Annotated in this window: 25 protein-coding genes and 2 pseudogenes; 3 read left to right on the top strand and 24 right to left on the bottom strand. The window is 43.9% G+C overall.

The window, feature by feature from the left end:
* Positions 1-150 precede the first annotated feature (150 nt).
* The 21 genes and pseudogenes from DXA20_RS10005 to DXA20_RS09910 form a co-directional block, all read right to left on the bottom strand.
* Complete coding sequence (locus DXA20_RS10005) at positions 151-237, bottom strand: cysteine-rich KTR domain-containing protein (RefSeq protein ID WP_330420760.1); 87 nt, start codon at positions 235-237, stop codon at positions 151-153.
* 16 nt (positions 238-253) lie between these two features.
* Entirely contained in the window at positions 254-646 is a 393-nt protein-coding gene (locus tag DXA20_RS10000; RefSeq protein ID WP_118560497.1) for a hypothetical protein, read from the bottom strand.
* On the bottom strand, positions 647-1858 hold the full coding sequence (locus DXA20_RS09995) for an ABC transporter permease (protein ID WP_118560495.1): 1212 nt from the start codon (positions 1856-1858) through the stop codon (positions 647-649).
* Complete coding sequence (locus tag DXA20_RS09990; RefSeq protein ID WP_118560493.1) at positions 1845-2732, bottom strand: ABC transporter ATP-binding protein; 888 nt, start codon at positions 2730-2732, stop codon at positions 1845-1847. Before DXA20_RS09990 ends, DXA20_RS09995 begins: the two co-directional genes overlap by 14 nt.
* Entirely contained in the window at positions 2716-3477 is a 762-nt protein-coding gene (locus tag DXA20_RS09985; protein ID WP_118560491.1) for a hypothetical protein, read from the bottom strand. Before DXA20_RS09985 ends, DXA20_RS09990 begins: the two co-directional genes overlap by 17 nt.
* The gene (locus DXA20_RS17810; RefSeq protein WP_330420753.1) at positions 3470-3661 is read right to left on the bottom strand and encodes an RNA polymerase sigma factor; all 192 of its coding nucleotides are present in this window, start codon (positions 3659-3661) and stop codon (positions 3470-3472) included. Before DXA20_RS17810 ends, DXA20_RS09985 begins: the two co-directional genes overlap by 8 nt.
* A complete protein-coding gene (locus DXA20_RS17805; protein WP_330420752.1) occupies positions 3658-3990 on the bottom strand; it encodes an RNA polymerase sigma factor in 333 nt (110 codons plus the stop codon). The genes DXA20_RS17810 and DXA20_RS17805 overlap by 4 nt, the downstream gene beginning before the upstream one ends.
* Positions 3991-4247: 257 nt before the next feature.
* Positions 4248-4739 (bottom strand): annotated as a pseudogene (locus DXA20_RS09975) (conjugal transfer protein); the annotation flags it as partial.
* Positions 4691-4969, bottom strand: a complete 279-nt coding sequence (locus tag DXA20_RS09970; protein ID WP_243100613.1) for a hypothetical protein — start codon at positions 4967-4969, stop codon at positions 4691-4693. The gene DXA20_RS09970 and the pseudogene DXA20_RS09975, both read right to left, overlap by 49 nt.
* Positions 4970-5047: 78 nt before the next feature.
* Positions 5048-5377 (bottom strand): type II toxin-antitoxin system RelE/ParE family toxin, encoded by a 330-nt coding sequence (locus tag DXA20_RS09965; RefSeq protein ID WP_118560489.1) that lies wholly within the window; start codon positions 5375-5377, stop codon positions 5048-5050.
* Positions 5374-5682 carry a type II toxin-antitoxin system RelB/DinJ family antitoxin gene (locus tag DXA20_RS09960; RefSeq protein WP_118560487.1) on the bottom strand — a complete coding sequence of 103 codons (309 nt, stop codon included), beginning with the start codon at positions 5680-5682 and terminating at the stop codon, positions 5374-5376. Before DXA20_RS09960 ends, DXA20_RS09965 begins: the two co-directional genes overlap by 4 nt.
* A gap of 266 nt (positions 5683-5948) precedes the next feature.
* Positions 5949-6806 carry a methylenetetrahydrofolate reductase [NAD(P)H] gene (gene metF, locus DXA20_RS09955; protein ID WP_118560485.1) on the bottom strand — a complete coding sequence of 286 codons (858 nt, stop codon included), beginning with the start codon at positions 6804-6806 and terminating at the stop codon, positions 5949-5951.
* 92 nt (positions 6807-6898) lie between these two features.
* Positions 6899-9164, bottom strand: a pseudogene (gene metE, locus DXA20_RS09950) (5-methyltetrahydropteroyltriglutamate--homocysteine S-methyltransferase).
* Positions 9165-9382: 218 nt separating this feature from the next.
* Positions 9383-10282: a LysR family transcriptional regulator gene (locus DXA20_RS09945; RefSeq protein WP_022306448.1), complete on the bottom strand. Its 900-nt coding sequence runs from the start codon at positions 10280-10282 to the stop codon at positions 9383-9385.
* Between the two features lie 70 nt (positions 10283-10352).
* Positions 10353-10655, bottom strand: coding sequence for a Dabb family protein (locus DXA20_RS09940; RefSeq protein WP_022306447.1), 303 nt, complete (start codon positions 10653-10655; stop codon positions 10353-10355).
* A gap of 194 nt (positions 10656-10849) precedes the next feature.
* The gene (gene pflA, locus DXA20_RS09935; RefSeq protein ID WP_118560483.1) at positions 10850-11596 is read right to left on the bottom strand and encodes a pyruvate formate-lyase-activating protein; all 747 of its coding nucleotides are present in this window, start codon (positions 11594-11596) and stop codon (positions 10850-10852) included.
* Positions 11597-11820: 224 nt separating this feature from the next.
* Positions 11821-14073, bottom strand: coding sequence for a formate C-acetyltransferase (gene pflB, locus DXA20_RS09930; protein ID WP_118560481.1), 2253 nt, complete (start codon positions 14071-14073; stop codon positions 11821-11823).
* Between the two features lie 265 nt (positions 14074-14338).
* Positions 14339-16702 (bottom strand): alpha-xylosidase, encoded by a 2364-nt coding sequence (yicI, locus tag DXA20_RS09925; RefSeq protein ID WP_022306443.1) that lies wholly within the window; start codon positions 16700-16702, stop codon positions 14339-14341.
* A gap of 168 nt (positions 16703-16870) precedes the next feature.
* The gene (locus DXA20_RS09920) at positions 16871-19063 is read right to left on the bottom strand and encodes a hypothetical protein (RefSeq protein WP_147403735.1); all 2193 of its coding nucleotides are present in this window, start codon (positions 19061-19063) and stop codon (positions 16871-16873) included.
* Between the two features lie 446 nt (positions 19064-19509).
* Positions 19510-20571 (bottom strand): metal ABC transporter substrate-binding protein, encoded by a 1062-nt coding sequence (locus tag DXA20_RS09915; RefSeq protein WP_158577201.1) that lies wholly within the window; start codon positions 20569-20571, stop codon positions 19510-19512.
* A complete protein-coding gene (locus DXA20_RS09910) occupies positions 20564-20995 on the bottom strand; it encodes a Fur family transcriptional regulator (protein ID WP_022305076.1) in 432 nt (143 codons plus the stop codon). Before DXA20_RS09910 ends, DXA20_RS09915 begins: the two co-directional genes overlap by 8 nt.
* A gap of 693 nt (positions 20996-21688) precedes the next feature.
* Between DXA20_RS09910 and DXA20_RS09905 the strand changes: the two genes are divergently transcribed.
* The 3 genes from DXA20_RS09905 to DXA20_RS09895 all read left to right on the top strand — a co-directional run bounded on the left by DXA20_RS09905 (position 21689) and on the right by DXA20_RS09895 (position 24025).
* Complete coding sequence (locus DXA20_RS09905) at positions 21689-22375, top strand: rhomboid family intramembrane serine protease (RefSeq protein WP_118560475.1); 687 nt, start codon at positions 21689-21691, stop codon at positions 22373-22375.
* Between the two features lie 78 nt (positions 22376-22453).
* A complete protein-coding gene (locus DXA20_RS16195) occupies positions 22454-23497 on the top strand; it encodes an SCP-2 sterol transfer family protein (protein ID WP_330420750.1) in 1044 nt (347 codons plus the stop codon).
* A 102-nt stretch (positions 23498-23599) separates the two neighbouring features.
* Positions 23600-24025 carry an HIT family protein gene (locus DXA20_RS09895; protein ID WP_022305041.1) on the top strand — a complete coding sequence of 142 codons (426 nt, stop codon included), beginning with the start codon at positions 23600-23602 and terminating at the stop codon, positions 24023-24025.
* Positions 24026-24184: 159 nt separating this feature from the next.
* Here the strand turns inward: DXA20_RS09895 and malQ are convergent, their stop codons facing one another.
* From malQ to DXA20_RS16020, 3 genes are read right to left on the bottom strand one after another with little or no spacing between them, the layout of a single operon-like run.
* On the bottom strand, positions 24185-25684 hold the full coding sequence (malQ, locus tag DXA20_RS09890) for a 4-alpha-glucanotransferase (protein WP_118560473.1): 1500 nt from the start codon (positions 25682-25684) through the stop codon (positions 24185-24187).
* Between the two features lie 21 nt (positions 25685-25705).
* Positions 25706-26011: a flagellar protein FliS gene (locus DXA20_RS09885; protein ID WP_158577200.1), complete on the bottom strand. Its 306-nt coding sequence runs from the start codon at positions 26009-26011 to the stop codon at positions 25706-25708.
* A 17-nt stretch (positions 26012-26028) separates the two neighbouring features.
* A complete protein-coding gene (locus tag DXA20_RS16020) occupies positions 26029-26184 on the bottom strand; it encodes a flagellar protein FliS (protein WP_147403734.1) in 156 nt (51 codons plus the stop codon).
* Positions 26185-26195 lie beyond the last annotated feature (11 nt).

The following is a 26195-nucleotide window of genomic DNA, read 5'->3' as shown; positions in this document are numbered from 1 at the left end:
ATCAGACGGCTTCGGCAAGCTCCGCTGGTATCTCAACCATTCCCATTCCTGTGGGCTGAGCCGTGTCATACGGGTGTATCATTATTCTGTGTTGCAGGTCATGGCAGAACTACTTTTCCAACGGTCGCTCCCAGATCATTGCATGAATCGCTACAATGGAAAATTTATCAATTCCGTATCTAATCTTATTTTTATTCGTGTCTTGTTATTACAATTAGGACAGTAAATCCATTCCATACGTTCAACCTCCATACTAGTCTAGCGTATCTATATATTCTTCCAAACAAATTCCTTGAGAGTATATTTCCGACGCAACTTCTTTCCCGACATATCTGTAATACCCTTGTGCTCTTGCGTCATCGAACATTTCCTGCAACTCTGGGTAAATTCTGGAATCAACCTTTTTACCGTTTGATAATTCTGTAAGCTGTACTTTATAATCAGCAGGAATATAATTATCACGATTTACAAGAATCAAATTCCAGCCATTATCTTCACTGGCTATATGATGTGTTATGCTACCAAGAAAAGGCATTGTAAAAAATGAATTAAGAAACTTTCCTGCCATCGCACATAACATTACTATAAATAACAGGATAAAAAGTTTTTTTACTTTAAATCTTCTTCGTCTTTTATATCGTTTCAATTATTTTATCTCCACCCTTTTGTAAACCCTGTACAGTATAGGTTGAAAAACCAGACATATCACTGCATATACAGGAACAATAACGGTGGCTATTGTTGTTACTTTATTTCCCAATGTTATAAGTCCAGCTTCTTTAATATCTAAATAAACTTCTAATAGCTGGTCTGGAAAGAACGAGCATAATCCCGGCAATGTAATAATTCTGCTTAAAAACGGAAATGCACATAACACAATGAATGGTACAATAATCGCAGTTTGAGTAGAGCGTGTGAGTGCTGATACAATCATTGCAAGCGTAGAAGCAAATACAGTTCCAATATATCCCCCAACAACAATAAAAAGATATGCCTGTAAAAAAGTAATATTATAAACACTTCTCCACAAATCTAACTGGATTGGACAGTTTGCACCGTCTGCACCTAATACAAAAAGTACAATAAGCGTATATAAAAATACAAACATTAGATAAAATCCTGTAGTAATACAAAAACCTGCTCCTACCTTTGCGGAAATCCCCTTGCTTCTTCCAAATCGTGCAGAGAAAAAAATGGAATCTGCTTTTGACTGAAATTCATCCGAAAATATCCCGGATACCAGAAAACCGATGACTAAAGCCAGCATCAGAATAAAGGTTGATATATTTTGCAATAATGCAGACCAACCGTCTATATATTCATAGTAAAATGGCGTTTTCAGTTCTTCATATTTCTGAATCATAAAATCTTTTTCTGCCTGCGAAAATGTTTCTCCTCCAGACTCAAGCCAATTTTTTAAAGTAGAAATTCTTCTTTCATAGATAGTTCCAACTTCATCATCAGAAATATGATCCGGCGCATAATAATTGTAATCTCTATAATCACTGAATGCACAAATGATGACATCCATAATACCAGCTATGCCCTGCTTTTTTGCATATGCCTTATTTTGTTCTGTAATGTCATCCGACAATGCCTCTTTCGAACTGTTAATTGTCTTGTTTTCTTCCAGTGCCTTACTCAATGTATCAGTGGTTAAATAACCTGCCCATTGGTTTTTAGCTTCTCTTAAATCTCTTGAAGCCGAAATTCCAACAGAAGAATTTCCATTTTCATCAACAAATTCCACCTTGTTAATCGTTAAAATACTTGTTATCACCAGTATTACGAATAATACGATAACAGCAATTCTATTTTTTGATTTAGAAAACACTTTTCTGATTTCATAGCGTAGCATTTTCATCACCTGCTTTCTCTCCAAAATAATATAAAAATACATCTTCCAGTGACGCTTCTACACGCACTGCATTTCCAACCGGTTTTTCGTGAGAAATAATTCGTAGCATAACTTGATTTATTTCTGATTTCATATTGGAAATTTTATATTTTTCCATGAAATCAGACACCTTATTTTTCGGTACAAGGCATTCCCATACCGCTTCTGTCATAGAATTTATCAATTCATCAATGCTTCCTTTGTGCAGAATTTCTCCGTCTTTCATCAACCAGATTTCATTCGCAATATACTCAATATCCGAAACGATATGTGTCGATAATAACACCAGCCTGTCTTCTGAAAGCTCACTAATCAAATTGCGAAACCTAATTCTTTCATTTGGGTCAAGTCCTGCTGTTGGTTCATCAAGTATTAAAATCTTAGGATTATTCAACATAGCCTGTGCAATTCCGGCTCTGCGCTTCATACCACCAGATAATTTTTTCATTTTTTTATGAGCTGCTTTTGAAAGACCAACCTTAGCAATCAATTCTTTTACTCGCTTTTTTGCAACAATAGGGCGTATTCCTTTTAGCGCTCCAATATAAAGTAAATAATCCTCCACTGTAAATTCGGGATAAAATCCAAAATCCTGCGGTAAATACCCCAACAGTTTACGATATTCGCTGTCCATACTAAAAATATCTTTTCCATTACAGCATATCGTTCCGCTTGTTGGCTTTAAAAGAGTACACAACATTCTCATTAAAGTTGTTTTTCCTGCTCCGTTTACACCTAAAAGACCATACACACCATTTGTCATAGTGAGGTTTATATGATTGACAGCCGTAAAATCTCCAAATTCTTTTGTTAAACCATCAAGCTCTAATTTCATCAAATGACACCTCCAAATATTGATTACAATTCTTTAAAACACGATATATAGCAAAAGCAATAAAAAGTATTGTTGCACCCAGCAGTGCTGACCAGATGGGAACAGTAACCATGATATATACGTTTTCATTTAAAACAATAAAAAGCCATACTGCACTCCATATCACACACAGAACAATCGCAACCGTTTCACTGAAAGAGTGTTTACTGCATAAAATCCCAAAACAGATACAGGCAGTTACACAAAGCGGAAAAAGAAATTGAACTACTAATTCTGACAATTCATAATGTAAACCTGCTGAAACGACTCCTAAAAATACAGTTATCAAAAAAATATCTGTAACACCAAATAACAGCATACGTGTAGCATATACTTGTTTTAATGAATAATAGGAAGTAGCTTCTATTTCCATACATTCACATGACCTGTTTTTCCATAGTTCGGGAATAATAAGAATTACAAATAGTGTGGCTACTACACCCATACTTCTTTTTAGATATATTTCATCATGGATAGAACTTAAAGCAATCCATAATGCCACTAAAATCATAAATTGAAAAACCCACCATCTTTTTTGTATCACACGAAGCTGTGTCCACAAAAAATCATGGTAAGAAAGCATTCGTTCTTGCTCTGCCATAAAAAAGACATTTTTAGATTTATAAATTGTTTCCTGTATTTTTTCTTCGTTGGCTTCCACTTGTACGCTTTCCCTATATTTTTTTATCTTTTCTTTCTTATTCATCTAATTCCTCCTTTCCGAGAAGTTCCCTTAACTGTTTCCTTGCTTTTTGCAAACGATACTTTACCAGTGGAAGTCCAATTTGCAATGTATCAGAAATTTCTGTCAGTTTTAGTTCTTGAAAATAATAAAGTGTAAGCACTTCTCTTGAATCATCTGGAAGTTGTTCTAAAATCTGTTCTATCAAACTCTATTCAAAATTTGTTCCGTTTGATTTTCTTCCTCAAATTCATTTTCTTCCAGAAGTGTTTCTTTTGTCCTCTTTAAATAATCTTTACAAAGATTACCTGCTATCGTATATAAATAATTCAGTGTTTTCCCTTTATAATGATAGTCGGACAATTTTGTGAAAAAACGTATAAAAGTTTCCTGCGTTAAATCTTCCGCATATGTTTGATCGAAACAATGATGATAACAGTAGCTTAAAATTTCTTGATAATACTTGTGGACAAACAAATCAAAAGCATTATCATCACCTTGCTTCATTTTTCTAATTAGTAGAAAATCATTATACACAAAATCCCCCTTTCTCATTATTAGAAGTTCAAAATATTTATCCCGTTCTATAATGTATAACGATTGAGAGCAATAAAAAGATAGTATAAATTTAATTTTTTCATAAAATACAATAACGAATTGTTTTACACACTACTTTTCTCTCATAAGGCAATTATAATGTACTAATAAGATTACTGCAAAATATCAACAAAGATGAACCGTGCTTACACTTTTAAGCACAGATTTTATTCTTATCCTATAATCTTCCAGTTATCGTCCTTAACTGTGTCGGAACTGACCCTGACATCGGCTTCCTGTACTTTCGGTTCATACTTTGATTTCTGTACCGACGGAGCAAGGGTAGGATTCTGGGTAATGACCATTGCACCGTCCTTATCTACATGAACGGTCACGGTATAGTTTTCTGTGACTGCCTGTGTCTGTTCTCCCTCTTTTACCTGCTGATCTACTTCGTAGGCAACGGTAAAATCGTCCGTTCCAGACTGTTCTACATTCCAGACCAGCACATTTGTAACGGTCGCACTGGTTGGTATATCTGTTCTGATGGTATCGGCGCTCAAGTCCTGTAATTCTTTGGTAAGGTATTTACTGATTTCCGTTGTCCTTGCTTCAATGGCTTCCTTGCTGGTATCCCATGAGTAGTAGGCTTTCGCAAAGTTCTTGACGAAATTCTCAATACCGTTGGTATCGTTCAATCTTAGCTGAATGATTTCTTTTTCATATATCGTGTGGGTGTCAATGGCGGTAACTCCATGTAAGCAAAGTACAGCTTATTCAATCGTCTGACGCTGGTTGCTCTTACAATATCGCCAGCAAAAGGGAGTTTCATATCTATAATCTGATAATCGCCACTGTCAGCTTCTACACCAAGCAGGTCACGGAACAGCTCATAATCAATGGGTAAATCAAACCAGCGAGAGGTTTTATCCTCTGCTGATTTTGTCGTTTCAATCAATACGCTACATTCTTCCATCATAATTCAGTCCTTTCTTCTAATTTTGAGCATGAAAAAAGCAGTCGATCATAAATGAAAGACTGCTTTAAATCATATTCTTTATTGCTTTGTGTGGAGATTTAACTGATTGTCTATGTCCCGTCCGGCATACATTACTCTAAGTATTGTTACAACTTTTTTAACGTTGTCTGGAATATAAAGTACCACATAATTATCTACTGGTAATACACGAAGCCCACGGCTTTTCCACGGTTCTTTTTCATATTTCCGATAACGCTCCGGCATCGTATCCAGACTTAATATCTGTTCTTCCAGACGGTCAAGCTGTCCGATTGCATTTTCCGGCGATTGCAATTCAAAAGCAATATATTCAAAAATTCCTCTCAAATCACTGTCAGCCTGTTCGGATATTTCTACTTCATATATCATAAGCCATAATCCTTGCGAATATCAGCAAAAGCTTTTTTCGCATTTTTTGTCCGTCCAGCCTGCATATCCGCATATCCTTTTTCCAATTCTTCATTGAACTCTGCTTCTGATAATGTGCTGACGTCAACAGGTCTGGCAGATGGTATTTTCACTTCAAAAGGAAGTCCTCTCTGTAAGATAATCTGTTTATAAAACATATTGATAGCACTGGAAGCAGGAATACCGAGTGTAGAGAGGATACTTTCTGCTTTTTCTTTAACATCTGGTTCAATCCTTGCATATAAATTTGCTGATTTTGTAGCCATATAAAACATCTCCTTTCGTGAATAGTGTTTCCATCTATCTTTATTATATGCAAATGTCCGCACAATAGCAATACTATTTTTACGCTCCAATAATCTTATTGAATAACTGTAACAATACGTCTTTTACGCCGGACGCATTGAAATCCGTGAATCCCTTGTAAATAGGGCGTTACGGGACTATATGAAACTAGACAAAACCAATGTCACAATAACAAGAGATGAGTGCTAATTATTTCAAAAGATTTTTGAGTGAAACTTAGCAAAACTTAAATAATGTGCCTTATCCCATCACAGATCTTCCTTGCCACCAGCGGATTATTCATCGTATAAAGATGGATCCCGTCGATATCGCTGACCAGCAGATCAATGATCTGGCTCAGTGCATAGGACATTCCGGCATCAAAAAGTGCCTCCTTGTTATCCTCATACTTATGAAGGATCCTCTGAAAACGCTCCGGAAAGGAAGCTCCGCACATGGTTACCATCCGTTTGATCTGGCGAGCATTGATCACCGGCATAATGCCCGGAATGACCGGCACCCCAATTCCGGCGATCCTGCAGTCCTCCACAAACCGGAAGAACTGCTCATTGTCAAAAAACAGCTGGGAAAGCAACACCTCCGCGCCGGCATCTACCTTTGCCTTCAAATGCTTCATTTCTGAAATCTTCCCATCTGATTCCGGATGACATTCCGGGTAGCAGGCTCCCAGAAAACAAAAATCACTTTTCGGTTTTAAATAACGGATCAGATCGGAGGCATGCTTAAAATCATCCTTCTCCGGAATATCAGGATTCCGGTCGCCTCGCAGCGCCAGAACATTTTGAATCCCCTCCTGTGTCAAAATCCTTGCAAATTCATCAATTTCGCTTTTATTATAATGAAGGCAGGTCAGATGCACCACGGGTTCTACGTGATATTCATTCTTGATCTTTTTGGCAAGCTCGATCGTCCGGTTACAATTGGAGCTTCCCCCTGCGCCAAAGGTAACACTGATAAAATCAGGATCACACTCACACAATACCGAAAGTGTCTCGTCAATATTTTCCAGATCCTCTGTTCTTTTTGGTGGAAAAATTTCAAACGACAAGCTCTTTTTCTTCTTACAAATATCTGCGATTTTCATAGTAAACCTCGTTTCTAATACATTCTCTGCCGGGAAGTGACATCACTCTCGCGCAGATGTTTCTTTTATCTGCCCCTTTTCCGGTAACCTTATTACTGTTGTCTGATCTGCTTTGCTGCCTCTACCATGTTTCGAGGCTCGCATCCGTCTCCGGCACACCTCTTGTCTTCAGTCCGCAGTCCGGATTGACCCAGAGCTTCTCCGGCTCAATCTTGGTCAGCATCAGACGAAGTGCCTGCACCATCTCTTCTACAGAAGGAACGCGTGGCGAATGGATGTCATAAACGCCGGGTCCAACCTCTGTCTCAAAATGATTCTCCCGCAGTGCATCAAGGATCTGCAGATCTGAACGGGATGCCTCAAAGGTAATGACATCTGCATCCATATCGTCAATTGCCGGAATAATATCGGTAAACTCACTGTAGCACATATGTGTGTGAATCTGCGTATCCGCTTTCACACCACTGTGTGTCAGGCGGAATGCCGGAATTGCAAAATCAAGATATTCGTCGTACCAGTCCGATCTGCGCAGTGGCAGCTTTTCACGCAGAGCCGCCTCGTCAATCTGGATCATGCGGATTCCGTTTGCCTCAAGGTCAAGCACTTCATCACGGATTGCCAGTGCGATCTGGGAAATAGATTCTTTAATGGAAATATCCTCTCTTGGGAATGACCAGTTTAAGATCGTAACCGGTCCTGTCAGCATTCCTTTCATGATCTTATCGGTCTGGGACTGTGCATAGACAGACCACTCCACAGTGATCGGCTTATCACGGTATACATCCCCCCAGATGATCGGCGGCTTCACGCATCTTGTACCGTAGGACTGTACCCACGCTTTTTCCGTAAACAAAAAGCCTCCCAGCGCCTCACCGAAATATTCCACCATGTCATTTCGCTCATATTCTCCGTGTACCAGTACGTCCAGTCCGATCTCTTCCTGCCATTTGACACAATCTGCAATCTTCTTTTTATTAAATGCAACATACTCCTCTTTGGAAATCTCTCCGCGGCGGAATGCAGAACGGTTCGCCTTGACATCCTTTGTCTGAGGGAAAGAACCGATCGTTGTCGTCGGAAATTCCGGAAGCTTAAGCTCCTTTTTCTGCAGTGCCTGACGCTCGCTTCTCTTCGGCAGACGAATGTAATCCTTCTCGATCACACCGGAAAGACGTTTTGTAACCTCCTCGTTATGGCAGTCACGTTCTCCGGCAAACAAAGCCTTATTCTTTTGATATACTTCGCTCTCCTGATAATTATCCTGATCGGCAAGCTGTCCTAATTCCTTAAGCTCTGCAAGCTTTTCCTCCGCAAAAGCAAAGTAAGAGGTAAATTCCTGCGAAAGCTTGGTTTCATGCTTGAGCGTATACGGAACATGAAGCAGGGAGCAGGAAGTGGACAATACAACGGAAATACCTTTTTTCTTCAAGTCAGCAACCGTTCCCAGCGTTTTTTCGTAATGATTTCTCCAGATATTTTTGCCGTTTACAAGTCCCGCAAACAATATCTTATCCTGTGGAAATCCAAACTTTTCGATCAGCTCGCAGGTCTGTCTGCCCTCAATAAAATCCAGTCCGATCGCTGCAAACGGCATCCGGATCAGATCTGCATAAATATCTCTCACATCGCCAAAATAAGTCTGTAAAAGCACCCGGCACTTACCTGCATCAGACAGAATATTATCATAGATCCGATGGAACAGCTCGATGTCCTCTGCACCCAAGTCCTTAACAAGTGACGGCTCATCAAACTGCAGCCACTCCACCTGCTCCTCATTGCACTTTGCAAGAAGTTCCTGATAAGCCCGGATAATTGCTTCTGCAAAATCACCTGCCGTTTTCTTACCGGTATAGCGAATGAGCTTTAACATCGTAAATGCGCCAATGACAACCGGCTTTGTCTCGATTCCAAGTCTCTTTGCCTCAAAATATTCATGAAACAGTTTATCTGCGTTCAATGTGATCTTCGTGTCATCCTCGATCTCAGGCACAATATAATGATAATTCGTATTAAACCATTTCTTCATGGCAAGCGCTTTCACATCACCGGATTCTCCCTGATAACCACGCGCCATTGCAAAATATGTATCAATCGCAGAAAGACCAAGCTCCTGATATCTTTTCGGAACAATTCCAAGCAACACTGCGTATCTAAAACCATATCGTAAAAGGAGAAATCATTGCCGGAAATAAAATTAATTCCTGATTTCTTCTGCAACTTCCAGTGCGTTTTTCTCAGCTCCTCCGCTGTCTGGGTCAGCTCATTTCCATCAATCTCTTTCCGGAAATATTTCTCCGATGCAAATTTAAGCTCACGCAAAGTTCCGATTCTTGGAAATCCAATTACTGATGTCTTCATGTTCATCCTCCATTTCTACCACAGCTCTGTCTTTTCATCCTTCTCCAAAGACATTCTGTCGTCAGGCGCGTTGTTTTATGTTGACATCATTATACGTTCCCCTCTGTCATTTGTATAATACAAAAAAATTGAGTTGTCCATAGTTTAAAACTATAAACAACTCATCTAAGCTTCTCTGTTTCCATCATGCAGACGCCTGCCTCCTGTGAGCTCTCCGGCTAACCGAGGTACTTTTCCAGTGCCTCCAGATATGTCATGCCAATCCTGCTAAGCACCGCTTTGTTATGCGTTATGTATCCGATGCGCATGTCGCTTTCATCTGCCAGTGGCACCGCAATGATATCCTTTCCATTGAGCTTCTTGTCGATGACACCGCTGCAGACCGTATACCCGTTCAGACCGATCAGCAGGTTAAATAATGTCGCTCTGTCACGGACACGAATGTTTTTCTTTCGCTCTGAGGCAGAAAATATCTCCTCCGAAAAATAAAAGGAATTATGTTCTCCCTGCTCAAACGAAAGATACGGATATGCCTCCAGCTCCTCATTGGTGATCACCTTGTGATCCGCCAGCGGATGTCTTCTACTGATAAATACATGCGGCTTTGCAACAAACAGTTTGTGGAATTTCAGGTCATTTGATTTCAGGATCTTGTGCAGGACAACCTCATTGAAATCATTCAGAAACAAAATTCCAATCTCGCTTCTCATATGCGCCACATCCTCAATGATCTCATAGGTCTGCGTCTCTCTGATGCTGAAATCATATTCGTCCTGTCCGTATTCCTTGATCAGATCCACAAATGCATTGACTGCAAAGGAATAGTGCTGTGTGGACACGCAAAACTGCTTCTTGCCGCCGCCCTTTCCCTTGTATTTATCCTCCAGGATCGATGCCTGCTCCAGTACCTGCCTTGCATAACCGAGAAACTCCTCGCCCTCCTTGGACAGAGAAATCCCGCGGTTCGTCCGATTAAATATCACAAGATTCATTTCCTTTTCCAGTTCATGAATCGCGTTGGTCAGACTCGGCTGGGAAATATAAAGCTTCCCCGCTGCCTCTGTGATCGTTCCGGTCTCCGCCACCATGATCACATATCGAAGTTGTTGAAGTGTCATATTAATCTCCATTCCGCAAACGCTCTGCATCGAAGAACTGCAAGCAATATTTCAAATTCTACTCTGTTCCTTATACCTCAAAATCCATGCAGACTCTTGTCTTCGTGTACGGGCGAACCTTGCTGTCGGCAACCTTCACATGCTCCGGATGCACTGCATAGCCCTTTAACGCAGTCTCATCTACAAGTGTAGTATCAAGCATTACATCTGCATTTGATGATGCAAGTCCCTGTGTCTGCACATGTACCTCCGTCAGTCCCGGAACCTTTCCGGCAAGACCTTCCAGTCCCTCCTTGATGCCGGCCTTGACGGTCTGTTTCTCTTCCTCTGATAATTCATCCTTTAACTGCCACAAAATAATATGCTTTACCATAATACTGCCTTCCTCTCTGTAAAAAGGGCAAAACCAGCGTTTTGCCCTCCAAGAATTGCTTCGCAATTCTCGTTGACATAACACTACGTTACGAGCATTTTCCTATATATTATAAAGGGCAAAACCAGCGTTTTGCCCTCCAAGAATTGCTTCGCAATTCTCGTTGACATAATACTCTCATGAATCGTTATTTCTCACGGCTGCTTTCGTATCCCCAGAATCTTTTCTGCCTTTTCGACCTCCTCCTGCGTCGGTGTTCGTACCCCCTCCAGAGGATAATCAATGCCAAGGTTCTGCCACTTGAACAGTCCCAGCGTATGATATGGCAGGATCTCCACCCGCTCCACATTACTCCACCGGTCAAGCTTCTCCCTCAGTGCCTGTAAGCCTGCCTCATCATCGGTAAGCTCCGGCACCAGAACATGGCGGATCCACATCGGCTTTCCATGCTCATTAAGCCAGTCTGCCAGCGCCAGAATATTCTCATTCGTCTGCCCCGTCAGCGCCTTATGCTTCTCCGGATCCATCTCCTTAATATCAAGCATAACGAGATCTGTCACTTCCATGAGTTTCTCAAACTTCTCCATAAACTCTGCCGAATCCGGATCAAACGGATTGGCACTGGTATCCAGTGTTGTGTGAATGCCCTTTTCCTTTGCTAAGGTAAACAGCTCTGTCAGAAAATCAATCTGTAACAGCGGCTCGCCTCCGCTGACCGTCAGACCGCCGTTGTTCTTCCAGTAACTGCGGTAACGGTACGCCTTGTCAAAGACCTCTTTCGCTGTCTTTAATTCACCCTCATCCGGCTTCCATGTCTCCGGATTATGGCAGTATTTACACCGCATGCGGCAGCCCTGCAGAAACACTACATAGCGCACACCCGGTCCGTCCACCAGACCAAATGTCTCCACGGAGTGGATCCGTCCCTTTACCTGTCCCATGTTTTCTCTCCTTTTCCTGCAGACGAAGTCAGCTTTACCGGTTGCTGCATTTCCCCTACCGGTGCCTCCCTGTCTGCTGTTCTTCTCTTTTATACAGCACAAACCTTGCATTCTGATCCTATTATACACCAAAATGCAAGGTTTGTATTCATATCTATACATCTGATTTACACAAAGGCAAAGACGCCAACAACACCTCCCAGCCCTCGCGTATTGCGTTCTGACTACATCTGTGCGTGGCAGGTTCTGGAAATTACATCCATCTGCTGCTCCTTGGTCAGATCGATAAACTTAACGGCGTAACCGGATACACGGATCGTGAAGTTTGCATACTCTTCCTTCTCCGGATGCTCCATAGCGTCAATAAGCTTCTCCTTGCCAAATACATTGACATTAAGGTGATGTGCTCCCTGATCGAAGTAACCATCCATAACCTGTACAAGGTTTGTCTTGCGCTCTTCTTCCTCATGGCCAAGTGCGTCCGGATTGATGGTCTGTGTATTGGAGATACCATCCAGAGCCCACTCATAAGGAATCTTTGCAACAGAGTTGAGGGAAGCCAGCAGACCATTCTGCTCTGCACCGTAGCTTGGGTTTGCTCCCGGTGAAAGTGGCTGTCCTGCTTTTCTGCCGTTTGGCATAGAACCGGTTGCCTTACCATAAACCACGTTTGATGTGATCGTAAGGATAGATGTAGTCGGCTCAGAACGACGATAGGTATGATGCTTCTTGATCTTCCCAAGGAAGGTACGGAGAAGCCATACACCAATCTCATCGGCACGGTCATCGTCATTACCATACTTAGGGAAATCTCCCTCTGTCTCATAGTCTACAGCAAGTCCGTTCTCATCACGGATTACTTTTACCTTTGCATACTTGATCGCACTCAGGGAATCAATTACATGTGAGAAACCTGCAATACCGGTAGCGAATGTACGGCGTACATCCGTATCGATCAGTGCCATCTGAGCTGCCTCATAATAATATTTATCATGCATGTACTGGATCAGGTTCAGTGTATTTACATAGATATCTGCAAGCCAGTCCATCATTGCATCATACTTCTCCATAACCTCATCATAATCAAGGTACTCAGAAGTAATTGGCTGATACTTTGGTCCAACCTGTACTTTATTCTTCTCATCAACACCACCGTTGATCGCATAAAGCAGACATTTTGCAAGGTTTGCTCTTGCTCCGAAGAACTGCATCTCCTTACCGGTCTGTGTTGCAGATACACAACAGCAGATTGCGTAATCATCACCCCATACAGGCTTCATAACATCATCGTTCTCGTACTGTACAGAGCTTGTCTTGATGGAGATGTTTGCTGCATATCTCTTGAAGTTCTCTGGAAGATCTGATGAATAAAGTACCGTGATGTTTGGCTCCGGAGCAGGTCCCATATTCTCCAGTGTATGAAGCACACGATAATCTGTCTTTGTCACCATATGACGGCCATCTACGCCGATACCGGCAAGATCGATGGTAGCCCATACCGGATCTCCGGAGAACAGCTCGTTGTAAGACTTAATACGTGCAAACTTGACCATACGGAACTTCATGGTCATGTGATCGATCAGCTCCTGTGCCTCTGTCTCAGTCAGTGTGCCGTTCTTTAAATCTCTCTCAATATAAATGTCAAGGAATGTGCAGACACGACCGATACTCATTGCAGCACCGTTCTGTGTCTTAATAGCAGCAAGATAACCGAAATAAGTCCACTGAACAGCTTCTCTTGCATTCTTAGCAGGCTCAGAGATATCGTAACCGTAAATGGCTGCCATCTCCTTCATTCCCTTCAGGGAATTGATCTGCTCCTGCAGCTCCTCACGAAGGCGGATCACTTCACCCTTCATGCTTCCGCTTCCGCAGACTGCCTTATCCGCTTCCTTCTCTGCGATCAGATGATCGATACCGTAAAGAGCAACTCGACGATAATCACCTACGATACGTCCACGTCCGTATGTATCCGGAAGACCTGTGATGATCTTGTTCTTGCGGACTGCTCTCATCTCCGGTGTGTATGCATCAAATACACCCTGATTATGTGTCTTATGATATTCGGTAAAAATCTTGTGAAGCTCCGGATTTGGCTCATAACCATACATCTTCAGAGACTCCTCTGCCATCTTGATACCACCGTAAGGCATGAATGCACGCTTTAACGGCTTATCTGTCTGGAGACCAACAATCTTCTCCAGATCCTTTAAATCCTCACTGATATATCCCGGTCCATGGGAGGTCAAAGACGATACAATATCCGTGTCCATATCAAGGACACCGCCCTTTGCACGTTCCTCCTTCTGCAGTTCCTGCAGCTTGCCCCAAAGCTTATCGGTTGCTTCGGTTGGTCCCTCCAGGAATGACTCATCTCCATCATATGGAGTGTAGTTATTCTGGATAAAATCACGGACATTGATTTCTTCTTTCCAGAGACGTCCTTCAAATCCGTCCCATTCTTTAAAATTTACCATTTCGTCTTTTCCTCCTTAACGTTGTCTCATTTCACCTGTTATGTTACACTGCCTATTTTCTCCAAAAAGCCCCCTTTTGTCAACAGGCAGTTTTTAACATAACCTACACTATCATTTTTCAATCTTCATGACAAGTCTTCTATTGACGGTTTTTAGTCAATAACATGTTCTTTTACGATGAATCTTTCTCTCTTATCAAAAGAAGCCCTGCGGACAAATGCCGCAGGGCTTTCTTAAATTATATCATAAATTCTTAAATCCACTCTTACAGAGTAATCTGTACGCTTGTGCTTCCTGCAGCTGCATCTACTGTCTTGCCCTCAGCTGTAATCTTGAAGCTTCTGTCAGTTGCATCATAGGTCACATCGATCACATTGCCGTTTCTGACTGCCTTGATCTGGGTCAGCTTGTTAGACTCACTGTCATAGATCACTGCAGACGCGCTCTTACCATCCTCAAGACCATAGATCACTGCCTCTGCATCCTGCAGATAATCATAAAGAACTGTCATCTTGTCCTCTGCATCGAAGTTACCGTAAGTAACAATGCTGTTTGGACGAGCCAGGATCGGAGTCTGGAAGTAATCACACTGTCTTGTGTAATATCTGCCACCCTCATACTTCTCACCGGACTGGATATCTGTCCAGGTACCGCAATCAGGTACATAGAACTCAGCCTTGCCTTCCTCATTCATAACAGGCACGATACACAGGTTATCACCCAGCATATACTGCTGATCCAGATACTTGCAGGCGGTATCGTCTGTAAACGCAATAACCATAGAACGCATCATTGGTACACCAACCTGATGTGTCTTATTGGCCTGAGCCCACAGATAAGGCATCAGACGTCCCTTTAATACGGTGTAATGACGAAGTACATCACATGCCTCTGTATCGCCGTCCTTGTCATAAACCCAAGGCACACGGTAAGAGGTAGAACCATGGAGACGGCTGTGTGTAGAAAGAAGACCGAATGCACACCATCTCTTGTATACGTCAGCCGGTGCAGTTGCCTCGAATCCACCCATGTCATGGGAGAAGAAGCCGAAACCGGATGAGCAGAGGGAAAGTCCGCCACGAAGTGTCTCTGCCATAGCAGAATACTCCGCATAGCAGTCACCGCCCCAATGTACAGGGAACTTCTGACCACCAACAGTAGCACTACGTGCAAACAGACAAGCCTTGTCCTTGCCAAAGTACTCCTCAAGAGCCTCGAATACAACCTTATTGTAAAGGTATGTGTAGTAGTTGTGCATCTTGATCGGATCCATGCCATTGTAATACTTACACTTGGTTGGGATTCTCTCACCGAAGTCTGTCTTGATGTTGTTTACGCCCATCTTGAAGAGCTCCTTGAGCATACCCTTGAACCAGTCGCAAGCCTCCGGATTGGTAAAGTCAACGATTGCCATACCCGGCTGCCACAGATCTGCCTGGAATACGCTGCCATCAAGATTCTTGATGAAGTATCCCTTCTCCTTACCGATATCGAACAGCTTAGACTGCTGTGAAATGTAGGAGTTGATCCATACACAAACCTCAAGTCCCTTATCCTCATGAAGTCTCTTCAGAAGACCTTCCGGATCCGGGAACATATCCTTATCCCACTCGAAGTTACACCACTCATACTCCTTCATCCAGAAGCAGTCGAAATGGAATACCTGAAGAGGAATCTTTCTGTCTCTCATTCCATCGATGAAGCTCATAACAGTATCCTCGTCATAGCTTGTTGTGAAGGAAGTAGACAGCCACAGACCAAATGTATATGCCGGTGGAAGTGATGGCTTACCGGTCAGTGTAGTGTAATTCTCCAGAACCTCCTCCAGATTGTTACCGCCGATCACGAAATACTCAAGCTCCTCACCCGGCTGTGTAAATGTTACCTTGGAAACAGTGTCTGAGTTTACCTCGAAGGACACCTTATCAGAGCTGTTTACAAATACACCGTATCCCTTAGAAGAAATGTAGAATGGGATATTCTTGTAGCTCTGGTCAGAACATGTACCACCATCGCAGTTCCATGTCTCAACAACCTGTCCGTTCTTTACGAATGGAGTGAACTTCTCACCGAAACCATAAATGCACTCACCAATATCAGTCTTGAGCTGCTCTCTGATGTATGTGCGGTGTGGATCCTGTGGATAATTGAAGAACTCATCGTCCTCCTGCATCTCCATGCGTGCATTTGCTGCGAACTGGTTCTCGTTAATGATAGAAGTTGAACGCCATGCTCCACCTGTCAGATGCTTGTCCTTATGATAGAACTGTACATCCCAGTCATCACCGATCTTGATCACTACCTTGGTATCTCCGGAGATCAGCTCAGCCTTATCCTCTGTGCGTGTGATCTGTGGAACATATCCGGTATCCTCGTTCAGCTCAAACTGAGGAATGTTGTCAAGTCCACCCTTGTAATGTACGATGTGAACCTTAATGATATTCTCTGATGTAGAAGAATATGTAATCTCAAGGTTTGGTCCGCCAAGTGTCATACCTCTGTTCATAACTGTGTATGGTGTTGCGATGACCTTGATAGAATTCTCTGTTGTTGTTACCTGATATGCCTGAGATGCATATCTTACATCGTATCCCTTTTTGTTCAACCAAAATCCGTCTGCTACTTTCATGTTCGTAAACTCCTTTCAAATTAAATAAAATTATTTGCACACAGCAGATCATGTCCCCATAACAAAACCGAACTCTGCTGTACCATCTGATAACATTATATCTGTATTATCCAATTCCGTCTATAATTATTAAGCCAAAAACTAATACTATTTTGATATTTAGAACGATTATTTCGTTTTTATACTTTTTTGTGCGCTGACCGCACTGTATATCTTCTTCCCTTTCCGGATCTGATACGTTCTCACCTTAAAATAAATCCTCTTGCCGGATACCGTATACCGGAATTTAATACACCCATGCAGTTTTTTGATCCGGTTTTCTTTTAATTTCATCCGCACATACTTCTGTCCTTTTAATTTCGCCCTGATCTCCACATAGGTTCCCTGATATTTTTCCAGAGTCACCTGGACATACTTCTGTTTTCTGCTGTTTTGACGATTTTTCAGAGTAAAGACAGGTGCCATCAACCCTTTCCTGCCGTTTGAAGGCGTGACCTTCCCGGTATTCTGATTCTTCGCCGTATTCTGATCAACCGTTTCCAACCCATTCTGTGACGGTGTTTCCCCCGCCGATGCAAAAGATACCGGTGTGTTTGTGATATCGGCCGTCGGACTGACTGATGGTACCGGCGTCAGCTCCGGAAGCATACTCTGCTTCGGTGTCACAGTCGGAGCTGCACTTTGAACGGGTTTCTTTGTTACTGACGGTATCGGACTTTTCGATGATGCCGGAGTTTTCGTCGGTGCCTGCGTTACCGGCGGGGTTCTTGTCGACTGCAGCGATGCCACCGGAGTCCTTGTCGGTGTCTGTGTCACCAATGGCGTCACTGTCGGCGGCAGCGTTTTCACCGGTGTTTTCGTCGGAGTCGGATTGATCACCGGCTTTCTCTGAAGCGTCAGCACACCATTCTCCACTACCCACGGCTGAAACTCATCCCCTCCCGGAGTGACAATTGTATGGTATTCTTTTGTAACATCAAAATCATGGATCCACTGATTCAAAAGAACGCACAGTTTCCCGGCTCCACCGCTTTCTTCCGTGAAACAGTTCCGGGCCACCCCTTTTCCTTCACAACCGATCACCTGATTACTTACCGCATTTCCTGAAGCAGTTCCGGCTGCATATATATTGCATACCTCCGAATCTTCTCCCGTCATCGTTCCCACGATTTCTCCTGCAGAGCCGTTATCATTGAATACATCCCCTCGATTCATGCAGTTTAAAACCGAATTCTCACTATTTTCCTTCATATAACCGGCAATGCCGCCGACTGTCGTATTCTCTCCGCTTACCGGCTGCTCTGCAGATTGTTTGTTGCAAAGCCTTCCCTCATTCACGCAGTTTACGATCTCTCCTCCTGCGATCCACCCTACGATTCCACCGAGTTTATTTCCCGTGCCCCAGCTTATCTCTGCTCCGCTCTGACTGCTCTCCATCGTAACAGAACCAAGATTGATGCAATCCTTTATCAGAATTTCATTTGTAAAAGGGATCTCCCCAATGATACCGCCATAGCATAATGCTTCCGTACCATCCGTATTAAAATACGAAGATTTGCTGCGATCTGTCCGGATACTTCCCTCAAACCGGCAGTCTGAGACCTCATATTCATGAAGTGTGACACTTCCGGCGATACCTCCGGCAACTTGAAAATTACCGCAAAGCTGTGCCCTGCTGACACAGTTTTTTACATCTCCGGCGGCAATATAACTGACGATTCCTCCCACATTAACAGCCATGCCGCCGATTTTCACATTGCTTTCGCAGTTACTGATCTCTGCGGCAGACCCAGCAATACCACCTACGCTCCCCCGCAAATCATTCCAGTTCTCAATGTGACCGGAGCTGCTGCAATTCAAGATCATACCTTTTTTAGACCATCCCCCTGCGATTATCCCCACCGACACATCTCCAAAACAACCGCTCTCTTCTTCAGTGTTGTTAACACAGATATCCGCCTGAACATCTGTGTCCGTAATATTCCCTGTTATATATGGCACAAAACCAACGGCTACGTCCTCTCCCCGATGCCGCAGCGTCAATTCTATATTTTCACCGCGGCAGCCCTCTATTGACAAAAGATTCCCCCCCAAAGCACCAAGATCTGTCACATTCTTTCCATATCCAAAGTAATTTTTCACGAAAACACCACTGATCTTTTTGGCATTGTAAAAGATGCCGGCGCTTTTCCATGCACTCCGCTTTAATCTGTTCTGATAAATTCCCTCAATCTTATATCCATTGCCCTCGTAACTCCAGGATGGGTCAGTGGAATCAGAATCCGTCCCGATCGGCGCAAACGACTCCGTTTTCCAGGTATAGGAAATCGCAGTCTTGGTCGTTGGATCAGCATAATACACATCCGCCTTCGCATCATAGTATGCCTCCGCTTTTCCTTCGTAATAAATAGCTGTGCGTCCACTTTCCTCCTGATACTGATAACTGTACGGAGATACCACAATATCCCGGGTCTGAACAAAAACATTTCCACGACCGGTCGGTTTCTTCTGCAGAAGCTTCGCAGGCTGTCAAGATCCTCTGCCGAAGACACCTCAACGGTCTTGCTCTGCTGCTGTGCTTCGATCAGACTGCTAAATTCCTCCATCGTGATCGCCTTTGTCTCCGTATGCAGCTGTCCCAGTGCCTCTGCCCCCGGCATACTTAACATACAGCTGAATATGAGCAATGCGATCAGACCAAAATGTTTTTGTTTTCTCTTCGGCATATCTTCTCCTCCCATATATTTTCTTATAGATTCTTTTCTATTTCTATCGAAGCGTGTCCGCCAAAGCCTTCCTGTTCTTTTCTATTGAAGTGCATCCTTCAAAACCTTCAGGTTCTTTTCCATCAGACTCGCATAAGTCTCTCCGGCATCAAACTGCTGTCTCGTAACGTTATGACAGGTGTAAAATGTCTCCACCTTTACTTTATGATCCCTTGTCGATGCCGCTTCTGCCACGGCATTTGCCACCTTATCACTGGTAAGCTCAATCTTTAATACAACCGGCAGCTTACGCTCCTTCACCTGTCTTGTCAGATATGTGATCGTATCTGCGCTCGGCTCTGTATCGCTGCTGCAGCCGGCGAAAGCCGCTGTATAATCAAGACCGTATTCCTCGACGAAATAACGGAGCGGAAAACGGTCCGCAAACGCGAGATATTTATCCTTTGCATGCTCCGTCACCGTTTTAAACTTCTGATCCAGTTTCTGAAGCTTTTTGATATATGCATCTGCATTTTTATCATATTCCTTCTGATGCTCCGGGTCAACCTTTCCCAGATCGTCTGCCACCTGTTTCACAAGCTTTTGCGCATTCACGGGAGAAGTCCAGATATGCTCATCGATCTCGCCGTCATTTTCATGTGTATCCTGCAAATCCGCCGCTTCATCATGCGTGTGCTCCTCATCCTCGTCATGATCATGAGCTTCTCCCTTTTCCTCCTGCATGCCCTCCACATGCTCCTCCGTCAGGAGCTTTACATGCTGCACCATCTCATCGGCTAACAGCTTCTGATCTGTTGCCGCCTCTATTACCTGTCCAACCCACTGCTCATTTTCTCCTCCATTATATAGAAGCAGATCGGCATTTCCCATCCGAATGAGATCCGATGCTGTCGGCTCGAAGGAATGTGTATCCATCCCTGCCGGCACGATCAGCGATACATCCACATAATCTCCTCCGACCTGTCTTGCAAAATCATAATACGGAAACAGCGTTGCCGCCACCTTTACTTTTCCATCCTTTCGATCCGGCGCAGCCTCCTGATTCGTCCCTGCCACCGAGCAGCCGGAAAGCACTGCCGTCACAAGCAGACACATACCCGCCAGGTGCGTCAGGTTCCGCCATTTTCTTTTATTCTTACTCATTCTTATTCCCCTTTTTTTGTTCTTTTGCCATACAATTATTACACATCCCATAGAACATGGTACGATGTGGATTGACCTGAAAGCTGTGCTCCTCCAGCACATGATCGTATAACTCCTCCATGTGGCTGCACGCCATCGGGATCATATTGCCACAGCCCTCACACTTCAGAAGGAAAGAACCCTCGTCCTCACACGCATACTGATAGTGTGCACCACTGTTGCCATCCAATACGATCTTGTGGACAAGTCCCTCCTGCTCGAACTTGTCCAGATGACGATAGATCGTCGTCAAACCAACAGACTGCCCCTGCTCCTTTAAATGAGCGGCGATCTGACTCACCGTCACATAACTTTGTCCGCCGCTCATCAGATATTCCAAAATAATCTTCTGTTGTTTTGTATGATAATGTTTCCCTGTATTCATCGTCTCAACTCCATCTCTGATAAAAGTCTCAAGCTCCCCCCGTGTGTATTCTTCCTGTGCCGGTAATCTTTTTTATAAGTATTGATCATTAAATGTGATTTTTGCCTGAAAATATAATTATCCGCAAGCTGTGTCTGAAAATTATCTTGTCACATTACGGTTTTCGAAAAGTCTAATTGCTTTGCCGCTTTGATCTTCGATAAACGTGTCCTGCCGTACTCACCCCAAGGTGGGATTCAAATGTTTCGAAAGGCGCTCTGCCCCCGCTGGTGCTTATGCCCTGTGCTTTAGGGCATTATGCACCATTGCGTGGGGCAACGCAGCGGAAGCGTGCCGACCGAAATATTTGAGCCCACCTATGGGGTTCAGGTCGTTCGGACACGTATTTATCAAAGCGATGCAAAGCAAAGACTTTTCAGAAAACCTAGTGATCTGCATTAATTTTCAGACACAGCCTGCGGATAACATAGTCTTTATGAGCAAAAATCATTGTAATTGCTGATTCTCATAAAAAAGATTACCGGCACATGCAACATTCTCATTTCAAGAGCTTGAGCTAATCTGAAAATCGTTTTCATATTACACGCATTCAACATAAATGTCAATCATCTGCAGGGTAACGTCCTCATTTCATTTGACCTTTGCATCATTTCCCGCTACAATAGGACAAATAATGAAAGGAAGTTGATCTATATGAAACCATATCAAGAGCTCGAGACTGCCGGGGAGAGTTCTGCTTCCGAAGGCAGCATACGCCGTTATCTTTACTCAGCCACAGCAGCACTGATCCTGGTCAATGTACTGATCTTTTTGAAAACGGATTTTTTCAGCATTCTTGGCGGGGAGGACGCCTGGATCGACAAGGGCTGTCTTTCCTGGCGGGCGGTTTTCAATGCGCATGAGTATTACCGTATTATCACCTGTATGTTCCTGCACGGTGGAATCGATCATATCTTTAATAATATGCTCTGCCTGTTTTTCCTCGGAACATTTCTGGAACAGCAGATCGGCACACCACGCTTTACAATCCTGTACTTTTCGTCCGGAATTATTGCAGGGTTCACCTCGATGGTTTATAATATATTATTAGGAACAGACACTGCTTCCATTGGTGCGTCCGGTGCTATTTTCGGCATTACCGGAGGACTTCTGGCACTTGTCTTATTCCACCGCGATAAGATCGATCTGGATTACCGCCAGCTGATCTTCGCCGTCTTCTTGAGTCTGTACAGTGGTTTCACCGATCAGGGTGTCGACAACGCAGCACATGTCGGCGGTCTTCTCGGAGGACTTCTTATTGGTCTGATCGCAGGTACCGGCAGACAACGTCGTGCATCGGACAGGCAGACAGAGACGGATCAGACGAACTTGCCGGGATAAAGCCATTGGCGAATACCTTGTCAGCCATTGACATATCTGTCAGGCTTTCATCTTATTTATCAGGAAATGAGGAAACTTATGCAACAGATCAATATTTACTATGGAGGAAGGGGACTCATTGAGGATCCTACCATTTATGTGATGAACAAGCTGACCGAGGTACTCGGCGAGCTTAATATGGAAGTCAAGAAATATAATCTTTACGAGGATAAGCAGGGCATCTCCGTCCTGCCAAAGACCCTGAAGGAGGCGGACGGCGTGATCCTTGCCGCTTCCGTGGAGTGGCTTGGGATCGGCGGATTTTTACAGCAGTTTCTGGATGCCTGCTGGCTTTATGGAGACAAGGATCATATCAAGGAGCTTTATATGCTTCCGGTTGTCACCGCCACTACTGCCGGCGAAAAGGACGCTTATCAGACGCTGACCCGTGCCTGGGAAATTCTCGGCGGCATTCCGTGCGAGGGAATCTGCACCTATGTTGCGGATCATACGGACTTTGAAACAAATCCGGATTACGCTTTACTCATCGAGAAGAAGGCAGAAAGCTTCTACCGTTCCTTCTCCAAGAAATTAAAAGTATTTCCTTCCAGCACAAACTCCATCTGCGAGAATACTCTGCGTCCGAAAACAATGCAGCTGACACCACAGGAAAGCGAGCAGCTTTCCATGTATGTATCAGATAACAATTATGTTCAGAAGCAGAAGGAAGACATTGAGGAACTCACCAGCATGTTTAAGGGATTGCTCGGAGACACCGACGAGGAAGAAACGGCTGCACCGATAGCAGGCGATCCACTTGCCGATGCCCTGCAGGAGCATTTTCGGCCGGTCTCACCGCTCACGGTATGTTATAACCTCCAATTCGAGGATGGAAGGGTACTCTCCGTTGACATTCACGACGAAGAGCTTATTTGCAGCAACAAAGCAAATCCTGCCGCGAATGTCCTGATCCGTCTGGATGACAAGACAGTCCGGCGTATCGTTCAGGGAGAGCTTACCATGCACAATGCCTTTTTGTCCGGCGCTGTGACTGCAAGGGCGATTTCAAACAGATCCGTACCTTTGACACGCTGTTTCCTATTGCAATATCTTAATGAAGCCGGAACATTTCACAAATCATAACGGAAGATCCGTTTTTGAATGAATTTCACATGAGAATGTGTCTTGAGCGTACCCGGCACATCCCCATTACATACAAGAACGTACGCAGAAATGAGGGTTATTATGAGTAAAAAATATGTCGATGACTGTATCTTTTGCAAGATCAATAAGGGAGAAATCCCTTCCACTACCATTTATGAGGATGACGATTTCAAGGTAATGCTTGATATCAATCCGGCATCCAGGGGACATGCCGTGATCCTTCCAAAGAATCATGCCGCGGATCTTTTCGAGCTTGCCGATGACGATGCCGAGAAGCTTTTCAAGATTGCCCGCAAATGTGCAAAATCCATGATGGAGGTGCTTCACTGCGACGGGATCAACGTTCTCCAGAACAACGGTGAGGCTGCCGGTCAGACAGTATTCCATCTCCATGTACATCTGATCCCACGTTATAAGGGTGATACCGTAAATATCAGCTGGAAGCCTGGTACTCCGGAGCAGGATGCCGCTGAGCTCGCTGCAAAGATCAAAGCGAATATCCAATAAAATCTTAAATAAACATTTTTAGAAAACAATAGTCTGTCCGTAAAATGGGATATCCCGTTTTACGGACAGACTATTTTAGAGTATAGAACAATTCTCATAATGCAATATGAATCAAGGTTTTGCCCTTTTGTATTGACATCTTATTCTGTAATCGTCTGACTATCTGTTATAGATCTTACAAAGCTTCTTCAGATAACGGCAGTGCTCCTTTGTGAATGCTCCCGGCAGCATACGCCAGCGCCAGTTCGTTCCTACCGAGGACGGCAGATTCATGCGCGCACGGTTATCAAGTCCCAGTACATCCTGCATCTGAAAGATCGCGGTATTGGCAATGCTGCTGTAGCCGAGACGGATCATTTCGGATGGGATCTGCTTTTTCTTTTTGATCTGCAGATAATCCATCACATATTTGAGATCCTTTTTCTTTTTGGCTCCATAAAATCCCATCAATGTCTCATTATCATGGGTTCCTCCATAGACAAGACAGTTTGGATCTTTGTAGTTATGCGGAAGATACTCATTCTCCTGGGAATCATCAAACGCAAATTCGAGAATCTTCATTCCGGGCCAGCCTGTTTTCCGGATCAGGCTGCGGACATTTGGTCCAACAACACCCAGATCCTCTGCGATAATATCCGTTTCCTTTGTCGCCTCGCGGATCACATCCGTCAGTTTCTTACCCGGTCCCTTTCTCCATTTGCCGTCCACAGCAGTCGGACAGGAGGACGGGATAGACCAGTAATTTACAATACCGATAAAATGATCGATACGAATCACATCATAAAGCTTTGCATTGGCCTGCATACGCTTATACCACCAGCGGAAATTATCCTTTTCCATTGCCTTCCAGTCATAGAGCGGATTGCCCCAGCGCTGTCCGTCCGCAGAGAAACAGTCCGGTGGCACTCCCGCAATGTTGATCGGCTTTTTGCGCTCATCCAGTTCAAACAGATCGGAATGCGCCCACACATCTGCACTGTCCATAGAAACGTACAGTGGGATATCTCCGATCAGACGGATCTTTTTCTTGTGTGCATACTTCTTCAGACGGTTCCACTGCTCATAAAACTTGTACTGACAGAACTCCCAAAAACCGATCTCATCAGCAAGCTTCTTCTCCCAGAGCTTCACAGCAGCCTTCTTGCGGAAACGGATGTCCTCCTCCCACAGTTGCCATTCCTTATTGTCATTTTCAAACTTGAGTGCCATATAAAGGCAGTAATCTGCGAGCCAGTATGCATTCTGTCTGCAGAAGGTACGATACGATGACTGCTCCTTATGACGGCTTCTCTTGTATGCCTTTTTTAGGACGCGAAAACGATTCTGAAAAAGGATCGCATAATCCACATCCTCCGGATCATCGCCCCAGCTTTCGCAGGTTACCTCGTCCTTTAATAGAAGTCCCTCCTCGATCAGTGTATCCAGATCGATAAAATACGGATTCCCTGCAAATGCCGAAAATGACTGATACGGGCTGTCCCCAAAGCTGGTTGGTCCTGCCGGAAGCACCTGCCAGTACTTCTGTCCGGCCTTCACCAGTCTGTCCACAAAATGGTACGCCTCCTCACCGAGTGTTCCAATTCCATAAGGTGATGCAAGACTGCTGATCGGCATCAGGATTCCCGCACCTCTGTCATCCAAAAAATTCTTTTTTTCCATAATCTACCTTTCTCGTTACCGCTACGCCTGAAATCCACGTCCAATCGTACCAGCATCGATTGCTACTTCATTGAGACTTCCCTTTCCGTAGGTCAGTCCCGCATATACCTGCTGTCCGCTTTCGATCACCGGACCGGAGGTATCCTGCTTTGAAACCTCCTCAAAGCTGTCCTTCAAACTACTTATCACTCTCTCGCAGGAATCCAGATTCACATCCTTCTTCCGCGTGATAGACTTTACAAGCTGTTCATTGATATAACGATACAGGGAGACAAGCCGGTAAGAAACCGGATACTCAAAATTCAGGCTTCCTCGTAATTCACACACAAGCCCCTGCGCCCGTTTTATTCCACATCGGCGGTATCAAAATCCTCTTTTCCAAATGCCTGTCTGGCATCCGCAAGGCTGTCAAGCAGCAGCTCATAAATGATCACCACAAGCTCGCTGCGGTTCGCCTGACTGATCCGCGTGGTATAAGCCTTTCTCTTCTCTGAATCCATATCCATTCCTC

The sequence above is a fragment of the Roseburia sp. AM59-24XD genome, from assembly GCF_003478445.1.
In the GTDB taxonomy this organism is placed as follows: domain Bacteria; phylum Bacillota; class Clostridia; order Lachnospirales; family Lachnospiraceae; genus Jutongia.
This window is presented reverse-complemented; position numbering and strand designations above follow the sequence as displayed.

Bases quoted from the DNA above. Each gene is read 5' to 3' on its own strand.
- DXA20_RS10005 (WP_330420760.1), bottom strand. From the start codon at position 237: ATGGAATGGATTTACTGTCCTAATTGTAATAACAAGACACGAATAAAA.
- DXA20_RS09995 (WP_118560495.1), bottom strand. From the start codon at position 1,858: ATGCTACGCTATGAAATCAGAAAAGTGTTTTCTAAATCAAAAAATAGA.
- DXA20_RS09990 (WP_118560493.1), bottom strand. From the start codon at position 2,732: ATGAAATTAGAGCTTGATGGTTTAACAAAAGAATTTGGAGATTTTACG.
- DXA20_RS09985 (WP_118560491.1), bottom strand. From the start codon at position 3,477: ATGAATAAGAAAGAAAAGATAAAAAAATATAGGGAAAGCGTACAAGTG.
- DXA20_RS09970 (WP_243100613.1), bottom strand. From the start codon at position 4,969: ATGATGGAAGAATGTAGCGTATTGATTGAAACGACAAAATCAGCAGAG.
- DXA20_RS09965 (WP_118560489.1), bottom strand. From the start codon at position 5,377: ATGATATATGAAGTAGAAATATCCGAACAGGCTGACAGTGATTTGAGA.
- DXA20_RS09960 (WP_118560487.1), bottom strand. From the start codon at position 5,682: ATGGCTACAAAATCAGCAAATTTATATGCAAGGATTGAACCAGATGTT.
- metF (WP_118560485.1), bottom strand. From the start codon at position 6,806: ATGAAAATCGCAGATATTTGTAAGAAGAAAAAGAGCTTGTCGTTTGAA.
- DXA20_RS09945 (WP_022306448.1), bottom strand. From the start codon at position 10,282: ATGACACTTCAACAACTTCGATATGTGATCATGGTGGCGGAGACCGGA.
- DXA20_RS09940 (WP_022306447.1), bottom strand. From the start codon at position 10,655: ATGGTAAAGCATATTATTTTGTGGCAGTTAAAGGATGAATTATCAGAG.
- pflA (WP_118560483.1), bottom strand. From the start codon at position 11,596: ATGGGACAGGTAAAGGGACGGATCCACTCCGTGGAGACATTTGGTCTG.
- pflB (WP_118560481.1), bottom strand. From the start codon at position 14,073: ATGGTAAATTTTAAAGAATGGGACGGATTTGAAGGACGTCTCTGGAAA.
- yicI (WP_022306443.1), bottom strand. From the start codon at position 16,702: ATGAAAGTAGCAGACGGATTTTGGTTGAACAAAAAGGGATACGATGTA.
- DXA20_RS09915 (WP_158577201.1), bottom strand. From the start codon at position 20,571: ATGAGTAAGAATAAAAGAAAATGGCGGAACCTGACGCACCTGGCGGGT.
- DXA20_RS09910 (WP_022305076.1), bottom strand. From the start codon at position 20,995: ATGAATACAGGGAAACATTATCATACAAAACAACAGAAGATTATTTTG.
- DXA20_RS09905 (WP_118560475.1), top strand. From the start codon at position 21,689: ATGAAACCATATCAAGAGCTCGAGACTGCCGGGGAGAGTTCTGCTTCC.
- DXA20_RS16195 (WP_330420750.1), top strand. From the start codon at position 22,454: ATGCAACAGATCAATATTTACTATGGAGGAAGGGGACTCATTGAGGAT.
- DXA20_RS09895 (WP_022305041.1), top strand. From the start codon at position 23,600: ATGAGTAAAAAATATGTCGATGACTGTATCTTTTGCAAGATCAATAAG.
- malQ (WP_118560473.1), bottom strand. From the start codon at position 25,684: ATGGAAAAAAAGAATTTTTTGGATGACAGAGGTGCGGGAATCCTGATG.
- DXA20_RS16020 (WP_147403734.1), bottom strand. From the start codon at position 26,184: ATGGATTCAGAGAAGAGAAAGGCTTATACCACGCGGATCAGTCAGGCG.